Source organism: Actinomadura rubrisoli, assembly GCF_004349215.1.
In the GTDB taxonomy this organism is placed as follows: Bacteria; Actinomycetota; Actinomycetes; order Streptosporangiales; family Streptosporangiaceae; genus Spirillospora; species Spirillospora rubrisoli.
Genome location: NZ_SMKU01000015.1, coordinates 45,364 through 59,375, shown reverse-complemented (window position 1 = coordinate 59,375; position 14,012 = coordinate 45,364). Strand labels below are relative to the sequence as shown.

Annotated in this window: 6 protein-coding genes and 1 pseudogene; 2 read left to right on the top strand and 5 right to left on the bottom strand. The window is 69.2% G+C overall.

The genetic code is table 11. The annotated features are described in order from the left end of the window. Window positions 1-305: 305 nt before the first annotated feature. The 4 genes and pseudogenes from E1298_RS06050 to E1298_RS06035 all read right to left on the bottom strand — a co-directional run bounded on the left by E1298_RS06050 (window position 306) and on the right by E1298_RS06035 (window position 10,633). A pseudogene (locus E1298_RS06050) lies at window positions 306-1,111 on the bottom strand (IS5 family transposase). A 126-nt stretch (window positions 1,112-1,237) separates the two neighbouring features. Next, the gene (locus tag E1298_RS06045) at window positions 1,238-4,801 is read right to left on the bottom strand and encodes a bifunctional glycosyltransferase/CDP-glycerol:glycerophosphate glycerophosphotransferase (RefSeq protein ID WP_131889780.1); all 3,564 of its coding nucleotides are present in this window, start codon (window positions 4,799-4,801) and stop codon (window positions 1,238-1,240) included. A gap of 14 nt (window positions 4,802-4,815) precedes the next feature. Beyond that, window positions 4,816-9,060, bottom strand: coding sequence for a CDP-glycerol glycerophosphotransferase family protein (locus tag E1298_RS06040; protein ID WP_165975322.1), 4,245 nt, complete (start codon window positions 9,058-9,060; stop codon window positions 4,816-4,818). A 652-nt stretch (window positions 9,061-9,712) separates the two neighbouring features. Then, complete coding sequence (locus E1298_RS06035; protein WP_243725415.1) at window positions 9,713-10,633, bottom strand: LysR substrate-binding domain-containing protein; 921 nt, start codon at window positions 10,631-10,633, stop codon at window positions 9,713-9,715. Window positions 10,634-11,175: 542 nt separating this feature from the next. Between E1298_RS06035 and E1298_RS06030 the strand changes: the two genes are divergently transcribed. Together E1298_RS06030 and ahpD are read left to right on the top strand one after the other, a co-directional pair. Then, window positions 11,176-11,727, top strand: a complete 552-nt coding sequence (locus E1298_RS06030; protein WP_131889774.1) for a peroxiredoxin — start codon at window positions 11,176-11,178, stop codon at window positions 11,725-11,727. Between the two features lie 75 nt (window positions 11,728-11,802). Beyond that, window positions 11,803-12,345 (top strand): alkylhydroperoxidase, AhpD family, encoded by a 543-nt coding sequence (gene ahpD, locus E1298_RS06025; RefSeq protein ID WP_131889772.1) that lies wholly within the window; start codon window positions 11,803-11,805, stop codon window positions 12,343-12,345. Between the two features lie 33 nt (window positions 12,346-12,378). Here the strand turns inward: ahpD and guaA are convergent, their stop codons facing one another. Next, window positions 12,379-13,986 carry a glutamine-hydrolyzing GMP synthase gene (gene guaA / locus E1298_RS06020; RefSeq protein ID WP_131889770.1) on the bottom strand — a complete coding sequence of 536 codons (1,608 nt, stop codon included), beginning with the start codon at window positions 13,984-13,986 and terminating at the stop codon, window positions 12,379-12,381. Window positions 13,987-14,012 lie beyond the last annotated feature (26 nt).

Here is a 14,012-nt window from a genome sequence, read left to right as displayed (position 1 = left end):
CCCCAACCCCACCGCCGTCCAGCGACCAGCTACCGATCCAGACATGGCCCGACACCCCGCCACTCCGCCCGCACACCCCGCAAGCGGGGCTAACTGGCCACCGTCCCTTTTCGCCGGAGCCCGTGTGGCATGGCCTGATGGCCGCCACCTGCCGCATGCATCATCGACCGCTCGACGCCTGACACCTGCTTTCGGCCACACCCGGCAAGATCATTTGCGCCTCCGGCGAGATCCCTTCCCCTTGCTCAGCGGCAGTGAGCGGGTCGAGGGGTTGGTCTTGTCGGTTACAGGCGCCACTTTCATGATCAGGGGATACAGCGTTGCCCTTGGGAGCCATCCCATTTGGTGAGTCGACGGTGGCAGATCGAAGTGACGGCGATGTCGGCAAGGCCAGGAAGTGCTCGGGGTTTGCGTTCGTAGCGGCGGTACAGGCGGCGGCAGCCGCTCAGCCAGGACACTGTGCGTTCCAGCACCCGGCGGTGTTCGGCCCAGCCGGTCGGAGGACTCGATGCCGCAGCGGGCGATGCCGCGGCTGCGCAGCCAGCGGCGCGGGTCAGCGTGGTCGTCATCCTTGTCGGCCTCGGCAGGTCGGCGTCGGCGCGGGCCGCGCCGGGAACGGATCGGCGCGATGTCCCGCACCAGTGGCTCCGGTGCGAGCTTGTCCTGGGTGTTGGCCGCTGAGATACCGACAGACAGGGGCAGTCCGGCACGGTTGACCAGCAGGTGGATCTTCGACCCGCGTTTGCCGCGATCGACAGGGTTCGGGCCCGTCAGGTCCCCCCTTTGGCGGCGCGGACGCTGACCGAGTCGATCGCGTACCTGGACCAGTCGAGCTCCCCGCGCGCGCCCAGCTCGTCCAAGACCAGGCGGTGCAGCTTGGCCCAGGCCCGCGCGGCGGTCCACTCGGTGAAGCGCCGGTGCGCGGTGGGACCGGACGGCCCGAACACCGGCGGCAATTGCTGCCAGGTGCAACCGCCACAAAGATGATCGCCGCCAGCGCCTCACAATCCCCGCGCCGACGCCGACCACCGCCCTGCGGCCGCGTCGGAGCAGGCGGCACCACCCGCTGGAACAGCTCCCACAACTCCTCGGGCACCAACCGCTCGACCATCTCCACGACCGCGGGCTACCAATCCAAATGAGATGGCTTCTTGCACTCTCCGCTGGAGCGCCCCGGGGTTGGTAGAGAGGGGTTCGTCCGGTAGGGCGGCTGGTGGTCGTCCTGGTTCGGTGCTCTCTATGGGAGGAGGCGGTCTACTGCTCTGGCGGATGCTTGGCCGTCGTCGTGCGGGCAGTACTTGTCGAAGAAGGTGTCATAGGCGTCCACGTAGGTGTCTTGGACCTCGTCGATTGTGCGCAGCGCCTCGGCGATGTCGGTGGAGGTGGATAGGAGCGGGCCGGGGGCTTCGTTCTCGAAGTCGAGGTAGAAGCCGCGCACGTGGTCGCGGTAGCGCTCCAGGTCGTAGGTGTAGAAGAGCATCGGACGGCCCGTGCACGCGAAGTCGAACATGGCGGACGAGTAGTCGGTCACGAGCACGTCGGCCGCGAGGTAGAGGTCGGCGATGTCGGGGTAGCGAGACACGTCGATCGTGAAATCGTCCCTGGCCGGACGATCCCGGTCGGTGATCAGGTAGTGGGTCCGGAGGAGCAGGACGTGGTCGTCGCCGAGGGAACGGCGAAGGGTCTCGACGTCCAGTTGCAGGGAGAACCCGCGCCGGCCGGGGGCGTGGTGCTGGTCGTCCCGCCAGGTCGGCGCGTAGAGGATGACCTTCTTGTCCTTGGCGATCCCGAGGCGTGCGCGTATGCGGGCGCCGATGGCGCCGAACTCTGGGCTGCTCAGGACGTCGTTGCGCGGGTATCCGGTCTCCAGGATCTCACCGTCGAACCGGAACGCCCGGCGCATGATCTCGGTCGTGAAGGGGTTCGGGGACAGGAGGACGTCCCAGCGGGGGATCTCGTGTTCCATCCAGTCGAGCTTCTCGGTGCGCTTGAACGGCATGTCCTTGAGGTCGTGCGCGAGCCGCTTCAGCGGGGTGCCGTGCCAGGTCTGCATGTAGGTCTGACCGTCGCGCTTGGCGAACCACGGAGGAAGCCCGTAATTGGTGACGATGTAGCGAGCGCGCGCCAGCACCCGGTAGTGCTCACGGGTTCCGGCCAAGACGGTCTTGGCTTCGCCTTCGACCGTGAACTGGCCGTCCTTGGAGATCCAGACGCATTCGAGGTCCGGGTGGCGCCGGGTGATCTCCTCGTAGACGGCCCTGGGATTGCAGCTGTACTGGGACGCGTCGTAGCTGTCGAACACGGCGATGTCGGCCAGCGGGCTCCGCAGGTGGACCGGGTAGTCGCGTTCTCGGATGAGCCGTTGCGCGTACTTGCCGCGCTCGTCCTCGGCCAGGACGAGACGGCTGCGCAGTTGCAGGGCGTCGGTCTGGTAGACGCCGACCTCGACCTCGTGCGTGCCGGTTGGGCGCCATGTGGGGAGGCTGGGGATCGCGGCGCGTTCGACGACGACCGCTACCGTTCCGGGGGCTGACCATGCGGTGTCGGCCGCCGCTTCGTTCTCAGCGTTGTCCGAACTCCGGGTCGGGGCCAGTACCTCCCAGGATCCGCTTCTGAGGGGTGTCTCCGCGCCGAACTCCGGCATTTTCGCGGGCGTGAAGACGGCGGTGAATCTTTCGTCTTCCCAGGTCAGTGGAATCTGGTGCTCCTCGCCCGAGCGGCGGCGCCGGAGGATCAGGTGGGCGGGACGGTGCTCGGGGTCGGCGAGGTCGCCGGTGAGGGCGAGCCGTCCGTCCGGCGTCCATGTGGCGGACGTGACGACGGGGCGGAAGCTGCGTTCGACGCCGCGCAGGTTGCCGTAGGCGGTGCGGGTGAGGGCGAACTCGCGGCCGTGCGAGGCGTATCGGGCGCCGGCGAGGTTGCGGGCCACGGTGAGTTTGAGCGGGCCTCCAGTGCCGGTCAGGCGGATGTCCCAGTCGATCGCGTCCCGCAGGTGGGCGGCGCAGGGGCCGAGGTCGGCGGCGTCGCCGGAGAGCAGGCCGTCCAGCGGGAGCGTGGCCGTGAAATCGAAGCCGGTGCCCTTCTCCATCCGCATGCCGGCCGCCGGGCGCAGCGTCACCTCGCCGCGGATCTCCGTGCCGCCGTGCCTGCGCGCCGCCACGATGGCCGCACTGGCGCCGAGGGCGCGTCTCGTCCAGCCGGTCAGTTCCAGCGCATCCCCTACCTGGCGGTAACCGGTGATGATCGCCTTGGCCCGCTTGACGTGGATGACGAAACCGTCGTCCGTGGCGGCGGCCGGCTGGACCGCCACGTGCTCATCGACCGGACGGGCGGGTGCCCAGTTCACCGCCGGGGCCGTGGACGTGAGCCGCTGGGCGGCCTTGCGGCCCTGCGTCGTCACCTCGGCGAACAGTTCCCAGGTGGACGTGCGCCACTCGTCCCCGTCCTGGAGGTCCTCGGGCTCGATCCGGACGCTGAACCCGGACCAGTCGTAGGAGACCAGCGACTGACCGGACCGGGACGTGGCCTCCGGGCAGCGGATCCGCTCCACCGGCAGCCGGACCTCCTGGCCTGTCGTGGCGTCGCGCATCCAGATCCGGATCCGGGAGTGGTCGGCCGAGGACACCTCAAGCCGGCTGAAATGGGCATGTCCCTCGACGACGAGCACGCCGCCGTCCCATCGGACGCGGTCCACCTGCGTCCAGAGCCGGAACTCGTTCGTGACGTCGTACACCTCGTCCGGGATGGCCCGTTGCGCGTCGCCGAAGAAGGGGTAGCGGGCGTACCAGCGCTGCCGCAGCCTGCCCCGGCTCACGAGCGGGACGTCGTGCAGGCCGTCCTCCTCGAAGCGGAGCACGTCGAGCAGTTCGGGCAGCATCCGCTCGCGCAGCAGGTGCATCTCCAGCCGTTTGATCGCCTCCAGCCCGCCGACCGCCGAGGACGCGGCCTCGGCGACGATCCCCGCGCCGAGGTCGATCAGGCGCGCCCGGTCCTCGTCGGACGCGGCGGGCAGGGCGAGGATCAGTGCGCGGACGTCCAGGTCGAGCGCGTACCCGTCGTAGGCGGGCAGCAGCGCGGGCGCGTGGTCGCCGAGGATGCCCCGGACCATCTCCAGCGAGGCCATCCGGTCGGTGATGTTGCCCATCTCGTGCCGCTTCTGGGTGATCGAGCCGGGGCGGCGGCGCCAGAAGTAGACGGTCGTGTCGAGGACGTCCACGGCGGTCGCCAGGACATGCGCGGCCATGCTCACCGGCGGGTCCTCGTAGAGCATCGTGGGGAACTCGAACCGGTGCGCGTCCCAGAAGGACCGGCGGTAGACCTTGTTCCAGACGGTGCGGTCTTGCAGCAGGACCGGGTGGCGCGTGATGTGCGTGGACTTCACCGTCGCCGCGTACGGCTCGGTGTGCAGCCAGGACTGCCAGACGCGGTCGCCGTCCAGACGTAGCACGTTGCCGCCGACCAGATCGGACCCGGTGGCCTCCAGCGTGCCGACCATCAGCTCGTAGGCGTAGGGCGGCAGGGCGTCGTCGCCGTCGACGAAGGCGAGGTACTGACCGGCGGCACGCTCGATTCCGGCGTTCCGGGCGGGTCCGGGACCCTCGTTCTCGCGCTGGATCAGGACGAACCGGTCGTCGCGTCCGGCGAACTCCTTCGCGACCACGGCACCGCCGTCGGCCGACCCGTCGTCCACCATGATCACTTCAAGGTCGCGGAGGGTCTGCCTGGCCAGGGACTCCAGGCATTCGGCGAGGTGTTCCTCGACGTCGTGGAACGGGACGACGACGCTGATCTTGGGCGGCACGGGCGGCTCCGTTCTCAGTGGGCGGTGGGGACGTCCTGAAGGACGCGGTCGAGCACACGGGAGGCGGCGAGGCCGTCATCGTGCGGGCAGTAGCGGGCGGCGAACGCGGCGCGGGCCGCGCGGAAACCGGTGTCGAGCGCGGCCGGTTCGCGGAGCGCCTCGATGACCTCCGGGGACGTGCTGAGCAGCGGCCCCGGCGCCTCGGCCTCGAAGTCGAAGTAGAAGCCGCGGACGTGGTCGCGGTAGCGCTCCAGGTCGTAGGTGTAGAACAGCATCGGCCTGCCGGTGACGGCGAAGTCGAACATGGCCGAGGAGTAGTCGGTGACGAGCACGTCGCTGATCAGGAACAGTTCGGAGATGTCCGGGTAGACCGACACGTCCAGGACGCAGTCGCCGGGCCGCCACTTCGGCCGGTCGGTCACCAGGTAGTGGGTGCGCAGAAGCAGCATGTGGTCGCGTCCCAGCGCCGTCCTGAACCGGTCGACGTCCAGTTCGAGGCGGAACGCGCGCTTGCCGATCGCGAAATGGAAGTCGTCGCGCCACGTCGGCGCGTACAGGACGATCTTCTTGCCCCGCGGGATGCCGAGTCGCCGTCGCACCGCCTCCGCGATCTCCTCGCGGTGCGGGCTGTTCAGGATGTCGTTGCGGGGATAGCCGCTTTCGAGGATCTCTCCCCCGTAGGCGAACGCCCGGCGGAACAGCGGCACGGAGAACGCGTTCTGGGACAGCAGCACATCCCATTGCGGGACGTCGTGCTCCATCCAGTTCATGCCCTCGGTGCGCTTGTAGGGCATTTCCTTGACGTCGTACCCGAGCTTCTTCAGCGGGGTGCCGTGCCAGCACTGCACGTACGTCTGGTCATCGCGCTTGGTGAACCACTGCTGCTGCGACCAGTTGCCGAACACGTAGCGCGCGCGGGCGAGAGCCTCGTAGTGCTCCCGCGTACCCGCCAGGACGGTTCGCGCACCGGCGGGCCTGCCGAATTGACCGTTCTCCGTTACCCAGACGCAGTCGAGGTCCGTCCCACGGCGGCGAAGCTCGTCATAGATGCCGCGCGGGTTGCACGAGTACTGGCGGCCCTTGTAGGCGTCGAACACGGCCAGATCGCGAACGGGCAGGTTCAGGTGGCGACGGTAGTGCCCCGACCGGAGCCTGCTCTGCGCGTATGCGCCGCGCTCATCGTCGTCCAGCGCCGTTTCGATCTTGAGCTGCAACTGGTCGGTCTTGCGCACGCTCACGGTGACCCGGTGAAGGCCCGCCTCGTACGGCTCCGGCATGTCGCGCAGTGAGTGCCGTCGCACGGCAACCGGGCTCTCCTGGGCGCCGAGCGGCGCCAGTACATCCCACCGGCCCGCGACCAACGGACGCGACATTCCGAGCACCGGCATTCGGGCAGGCGAGAACGACGCGGTGAACTGGTCACCGTCCCAGCGCAGGGGGACGGTGTGCTCCTCGCACGACCGCCGGCGCCGCAACACCAGCGCGGCCGGACGACTCGCTGGATCGGGACAAACGCCGGACAGGCACAGCGCCCCTTCGGACGACCAGGTCACCCGGTCGACGACAAGGGTCCGTCCACGGACGACGATCCGGAGTGTGCTCCGGCGCGTCCTGGCGATCTCCAGCTCACCGCCCGGGAAGGAGAAGGAGACTCCCGCCGCCTCATCCGCCAGATGGGGCCGGACGCCGCCGGGCAACGAGATCTCCCAGTCCCCCTGCCGCCTGGCCAGCCCGGCCAACGGCAACGTCGCCCGAAACTCCTCCGCTCCCTTGACCGCGCTCATAGCCACGCCCACGATCACATGCGGAACTGAGTTCGCGGGCACACCTCGGCCAGCGCCCGTAACCGCCTCTCGATCTGTGCTCGTGCCCGCAGGGCTGCCTGCGCCGGCACCTACATCTCGGCCCGCGTTCGTCGCCGCGGCTCGGCCCGTGTTCAGGGGCGCGTCACCGCCTGGAATCACGGCCCCGCCCGCAACCGCCTTCCAGCCCGCGTTCGCAAGCAGGCCGCCGCCTGAGGCCATGGACGCGCCCTCGGCCGCGCCCGCAAGCGCGTCCCGGCCCGCGTTGGCCGCCGCCTCCCTGCCCACGTTCCCAGCCGCACCGCCGCTTGGAGCCGGGGCCGCGGCCCTGGACCCGCCCGCGACCGCGTCTCGGTCCGCGTTAGCGGCCAGCCCTCCGCCCGTGTTCACGGCCGCGCCGCTGCCCGCGAGCCAGGCTGCGGCTCTCGCCGCTTCCGCAGCCGCGTCCCGGCCTATGTTCGCAAGCGCATCGCCGCCTGGAGCCGGGGGCGCGGCCTTGGACCCGCCCGCGACCGCGTCTCGGTTCGCGTTAGCAGTTGGTTCCCTGCCCATGTTCACGGCCGCACCGCTGCCTGGGAGCGCGGCTGCGGCGCTTGCCGCGTCCACGGCTGCGGCTCGGCCTGCGTTCGTAGGCGCGTCGCTGTCTGGAGCCGGGGGTGTGGAATTGGGGCCGCCCGCGACCGCGTTTCGATGCGCTTCGGCGGACGGCTCTCTGCCCATGGTCAGGGGCGCGCCGCCTGCCTGCGTGGCTGGGTGGTCGGCCGGTTCTATGGGACCCACCACCGTGGCGCGGCCCACTCGGGGGGTGGCCGTGATCCTTGGTTCGGGGTCCAGAGGTGCGCGGCTCCAGCCGTCCAGCCAGAGTTCGTCGCCTTCCAGATGGCAGCCGGTGATCACTGCGGAGGTCCGCCGCACCTGGAGTACGAACCTGCGCTTGCCCGCGACGCCCTGGACGAGCACGCCGGTCGCGCACTCCCGCTCCTCGGGCCACTGCCGGTTGGTGAGAATCGGATTCCCGAACGTTCGGCGCCGCCGCACGCCCCGGTTGATGATCTCGACACACGGGATCCAGTCGACGTCCCTCCAGCGTCCGAAGATCCTGAGCGTGGACGGGTCGATCTCCGCGACGAATCCGGACCAGTCGTAGGACACCACCGGCTGCCGCGACCGCGCCGTCACGTCCGGGCGCCGGACGCGCTGGATCGGGATGCGCATGAGACCGCGGCGGTTCGACGCCAGGAGCCAGAGGCGGATACGGGAGCCGTCCTCGGTGGAGGAGTCCAGGTGTCTGATGTAGGCGTGGCCCTCGATGCGGAGCCGCCCGTCCACCCATACCGCCCTGTCGATGGCCGCCACGGGCGTGAGTTCGTCGGTCACGTCGTAGACATGCGACGGGACGGCCTTCTCGTCGTCCTCGAAGAACGGGTACTCCGCGTACCACCGTGAACGCAGGCCGCGCCGCACCCTGGGCGTCTGTGCCGGCAGCCCGAGCTGGATGAAGCGCAGTACTTCGAGCAGTTCCGGCAGCATCCGGCGGCAGAGGAGGTGGAGTTGCAGACGCTGGAGTGCGGGCAGGCGCTTCACTACGCGGCCACTGATGGCATCTGCCAGTTCGGCGCCCATGGCGAGGAGTTCCGGGCGGTTCTGGTCGTCCGTCCTCGGCAGGGCCTCCAGCAGCACCCGGAGTTCGATGTCGACCAAGACGTGCTCGTCGTACGCGGCCAGCAATTGGGGCGCGTAGTCGGCCAGCCCGTCTCGGACGGTACGGGCCGAACGCATGCGCTGGGAGAGGTTGTCCCAGGCGTAGCGGTCTTCGGTGATGGACCCGGGGCGCTTGCGCCAGTAGTAGACCGTGTCGATCAGAACGTCCACGGAACCGGCCAGCGCGTGTGCCCGCGCGGTGACCGGTGGGTCCTCGTAGAAGCCCTCGGGGAATTCCAGGCCGGCGCGCTGCCAGAAGGTGCGCCGGTAGACCTTGTTCCACGGCGTGCGGTCGCGGATCAGCAGTGAGTAGGACGAGACGTGCGTCCGCGAGCGAACCTCCGTGAAGACCCCCTCGTGCAGAGCCGACTGCCATGTCCGGTCGGCGTCGAACCGCTCGACGTTCCCGCACGCGATGTCGGATCCCGTCCGTTCCAGCGAGGCGACCAGCCGCGTATACGCCTCACGGTCGACCCTGTCGTCCGCGTCGGCGAAGGCCAGATACTCGCCGGTCGCCTGGCTGACCCCGGCGTTGCGGGCAGGCCCGGGACCCCCGTTGCCGCGGGTCAGCAGACGGAACCGCCTGTCGCGTTCGCACAACTCCTTGGCGATCACAGCGCCGTTGTCGGTGGACCCGTCGTCCACCATGATCACCTCAAGGTCGCGGAAGGACTGCCCCGCCAGCGACTCCAGGCACTCCCGGAGGTACTCCTCGGTGTTGTGGAACGGGACGACGACGCTGAGCTTCGGGGACATGCGGCCTCCAGGTCGGTTGCGCGGGGTACCGCCGAAGCGCGAGCGGTCCAACGGAAACCTCGCCACACAGAGCATGGTGACGATGCGCGACCACATGAACGCGCATCGCGATTGCCGGGCCGTCACCTGACACAGACTTGACCTGACCTGGCCCACGTTTACCGCCCCCTGACCTGCTCACCCCGCCGGCACCATTCCCTGGCGACACTCGCCGCGTCCGCCGTCCATTCGGAGGACGACCTCGGCCGACTTCATGCTCGAACGTGCGCTCGAAGGATGGAACTAGAACGACATTCTGTGGATAACTCGCCGTTCGGAGGGCGACGAAGTGCCGAGGGCCCGAAACGCTGGACGCGTGGGGCTTCGGGGCACTATGGGGGCCGGACGAAGCGTGAATACCGTGGCGCCACGAGGACGCCCATCCGCGAAAGCGCCGAGCTCGTGGGATGCGTGCCTAAAGGGACCGGCCCGACGGGATGCCGGACCCGCGGAGCGGCGGGTTTACGGAGGTAGCCGAGCCCGCACGAACCCGAAGCCCGCACGAGCCCGAAGCCCGCACGAACGCGAGGCCCGCAGGGGCGCCGGACTCGGGGACACGAGCCGTGCGTGTTGGATGTCGGGTTCTTGGGATGCGAGCGGTCAGGGGGTGCAGTCAGGCGGGGCGGATGCCGGGGGTGCCGGTGGTCAGCGTGCCTATGGAGGAACGGATGGTGGTGGCCAGCGCTTCGAACTCGGCGGCGCGGGGGGAGGTTGAGCGGTAGCCGAGGCCGATTTGGCGGAAGGGGGCGGGTGATTTGAAGCGGTGCAGGGTGAGGTTCGGTGCTCGGCGGGTTTCGACGGGGAGTGCGGTCTCCGGGACGAGGGTTACGCCGAGGCCGCCGGAGACGAGTTGCACCAGGGTTGCGAGGCTTGTCGCGTAGGTCGCGGCAGCGGCGCGGGCTCCTACCTCGCGGCAGACGTCCAGTGCTTGGTCGCGGAGGCAGTGGCCTTCGTTGAGCAGGATCACGTCCAGGTTGCCCAGCGCCTGACGCGAAACCCCTTCCGCCGGGGAGTCCAGGCCGTAGGAGGACGGGGTCACCAACACGAAGTCCTCGTCGTACAGCGGAAGCTCGGTCACGCCTGACACTGGGGCCGGGAGCGCGAACAGCACCACGTCCAGACGTCCGGCGAGCAGTTCGGCCACGATCTGGTCGGTTTGCTCCTCGTGAACGGAGAGGGCCAGTTCAGGGAACTCCTCCGCGAGGCGCGGCAGGACGACCGGCAGTAGATATGGCGCGACGGTCGGGATCACGCCGACACGGAGTGGTCCCACGAGCGGGCCGCGTACGGAGCGGATCTCCTCGACCATGCGATCCAGCTCGGCCAGCACGAGCTCGGCCCCTCGGGCGACCCGTTCTCCCGCCGGGGTCAGCAGTACCTTGCGGGTCGTCCGCTCGACGAGCCGGGTGTCGAGGGTCTCCTCCAGCGCCGCCACGGAACCCGACAGCGCAGGCTGGCTCATGCGCAGTGCGGCTGCGGCGTCGCGGAAGTGCAGGTGCTCCGCCAGTGCCGAGAAGGCCCGTAGCTGAGCCACCGTCGGCCGACTGATAGCCAACCCTGGTCCCTTCTATCGTCTTCGTCCCTGAAGATACCCGACCCCAGCCGCCTGCTTAGAGCGAGCAAACCGTCCGTGAGTTTGTGGGGACTGGGGATTGCGGTTTTCCGGTCTCCGTCTGTCATGTATTGCACAGGCTCTGCTTGATGTCGGAAATTGCTCGAAGAATGACGACTATGAGCGTGAATATCCCAGGCTGTCCCTGGTGTTCCCGACAGGGTGGAATGGCGTGTCGCTCAGGTTCGTCCCCCGGCTGCCGGTTACGTGCGGGCTGCCGCATATACTCCGCGTTCACCGGCCGGGGTGCCGAATGTGATCTTCCTCATCCTCCCGTGGGGCGGACGGGCCGGGGACCCGATTGAAAGCCTGCACAGCGGGACATTCTGGGCATTGATAGGCTCACTTTATCAGTTTGAGCTGCCCGGGCGATTGGCCCAGCGTGCGGGCCTGCGGCAACCTTGGAGCATCCGCCGCCGCGCGCGGCGCTTCAGAGCAAAACGGATTCGCAACCAAGGAGCGACGTGCTTTCTGTTGGTGACCAGTTCCCCGAGTACGAGCTGACCGCCTGCGTCTCGCTGGACCCGGACAACGCGTTCGAGACGATCAACCACAAGACGTATGAGGGTTGGAAAGTGGTGTTCTTCTGGCCGAAGGACTTCACCTTCATCTGTCCGACGGAGATCGCCGAGTTCGGCCGTCTGAACGAGGACTTCGCCGACCGCGACGCCCAGGTGCTGGGCGCGTCCGTGGACAACGAGTTCGTCCACTTCGCGTGGCGCAAGGACCACCCGGATCTGCGGGAGCTGCCCTTCCCGATGCTGGCCGACCTGAACCGCGAACTCGTCTCCGCGCTCGGCATCCTCACCGAGGACGGCGTGGCGCAGCGCGCGACGTTCATCGTCGACCCCAACAACGAGATCCAGTTCTCCATGGTGACCGCCGGATCGGTCGGGCGGAACGTCAAGGAGGTCCTGCGGGTCCTGGACGCGCTACAGAGCGACGAACTCTGCCCGTGCAACTGGAACAAGGGCGAGAGCACCCTGGACGCCACCAAGCTGATGGCCGGGGTCTGATCCTCCCGGCATGGACGGCGGCCGGTCGCGACGCTTCGCCGCGGCCGGCCGTTCGCATGGAAAGGACACACGATCATGAGCGTTGACGCGCTGAAGGGCGCCCTCCCCGGCTACGCCAAGGACACCAAGCTCAACCTGGGGTCGCTGACCTCCACGTCGCAGCTGACCGACCAGCAACTGTGGGGGACGGTGCTGTCGTGCGCGCTCGCCACCCGCAGCGCCACGGTCATCCGCGAGCTGGCCGAGGAGGCGGGCGACCACCTGTCCGCCGAGGCGTTCGAGGCGGCCAAGGGCGCCGCGTCGATCATGGCGATGAACAACGTGTACTACCGCGCCACGCACCTCATCGGCGACGACGCGTACGCGACCCTGCCCGCCAAGCTCCGGATGAGCATCATCGGGAAGCCGGGCGTGGACAAGGTGGACTTCGAGCTGTGGTGCCTGGCCGTCTCGGCCGTCAACGGCTGTGGACGGTGCCTGGAGTCGCACGAGAAGGTCGTCCGCGAGGGCGGACTTTCGCGCGAGCTCGTGCAGGAGGCCCTGCGCGTCGCCGCGGTCGTCAACGCGGCCGCCGCGACCCTGGACGCCGAAGCGGCGCTGGCCACCGCCACCGTCTGAGCGGAAGGCCCGGACACGCGCGTGTCCGGGCCTTCACTCCCACTCGATGGTGCCCGGGGGCTTGGACGTGATGTCCACGGTGACCCGGTTGATTTCACGTACCTCGTTGGTGATGCGGGTGGAGATCCGCTGCAGCACGTCGTAGGGGAGCCGCGCCCAGTCGGCGGTCATGGCGTCCTCGCTCGTCACCGGACGCAGGACGATCGGGTGCCCGTAAGTGCGGCCGTCGCCCTGGACGCCGACGGAGCGGACGTCGGCCAGCAGCACGACCGGGAACTGCCAGATCTCGCGGTCGAGGCCCGCCCGGGTCAGCTCCTCGCGGGCGATCGCGTCGGCGTCGCGCAGGATGTCGAGACGCTCGCGGGTGACGGCGCCGATGATGCGGATGCCGAGGCCCGGACCCGGGAACGGCTGCCGCCAGACGATCTCACCGGGCAGGCCGAGCTGCTCGCCAAGCGCGCGCACCTCGTCCTTGAACAGGGTGCGCAGCGGCTCGACCAGCTTGAACTGAAGGTCGTCGGGGAGCCCGCCGACGTTGTGGTGCGACTTGATGTTGGCCGCGCCGGTGCCGCCACCCGACTCCACCACGTCCGGGTACAGCGTTCCCTGGACGAGGAACTCGACCGGCTCCGGCGCGCCCTGCGCGTCATTCTGGGAAGACGCCCCCCCGGAACGGCCCTCGACGACCTCACGGGCCGCCTCCTCGAAGACGCGGATGAACTCGCGTCCGATGATCTTGCGCTTCTCCTCGGGGTCGGTGACCCCGTCGAGGGCGGCGAGGAAGCGGTCCTGGGCGTCCACGACGTGCAGGTTGACGCCGGTGACGGCCACGAAGTCCTTCTCGACCTGCTCGGCCTCGCCCTTGCGCAGCAGCCCGTGGTCGACGAACACGCAGGTCAGCTGGTCGCCGATGGCCTGCTGGACGAGGGCCGCGGCGACGGCGGAGTCCACGCCGCCCGACAGGGCGCAGATGGCGCGCTTCCCCCCGACCCGCTCCCGGACGGCCTCGATCGACTCCTCGGCGATGTTCACCATCGTCCAGTTCGGACGGCAGCCGGCGCCCTCGTAGAGGAACCGCCGCAGGATCTCCATGCCGTGCGCGGTGTGGAGGACCTCCGGGTGGAACTGGACGCCGAAGAAGCCGCGCTCGCGGTCCTCCATGCCGGCGACGGGCGTCACGTCCGTGCTGGCGGTGACGGTGAACCCGGACGGGGCCTCGCTGACGAAGTCGCGGTGCGACATCCACACCGCCTGCTCGTGCGGCAGGCCCGCGAACAGCATGCCCGGCGAGGTCACCGCGACGGTCGCGCCGCCGTACTCGGCGACGTCGGAGTTCTCGACCGTCCCGCCGAGGGCCTGCGCCATGATCTGGTGGCCGTAGCAGATCCCGAACGTGGGGACGCCGAGGTCGAAGAGCCCCTCGGGCGCGATCGGGGCGCCCTTCTCGTACACCGACGCCGGGCCGCCCGACAGGATGATCGCCTTCGGCCGCTTGGCCAGCATCTCCGCGGCGGGCATGGTGGACGGCACGATCTCGCTGAACACGTGGCACTCGCGGACCCGCCGGGCGATCAGCTGCGCGTACTGCGCGCCGAAGTCGACGACGAGGACGGTGTCAAAGGACTGGTCTGCGGCCACCAACGACGCCTTTCACGGGACTAGGCGGA

Excerpts from the sequence above, each read along its gene's own strand:
- ahpD (WP_131889772.1), top strand. The coding sequence starts at position 11,803 with ATGAGCGTTGACGCGCTGAAGGGCGCCCTCCCCGGCTACGCCAAGGAC.
- E1298_RS06040 (WP_165975322.1), bottom strand. The coding sequence starts at position 9,060 with ATGTCCCCGAAGCTCAGCGTCGTCGTCCCGTTCCACAACACCGAGGAG.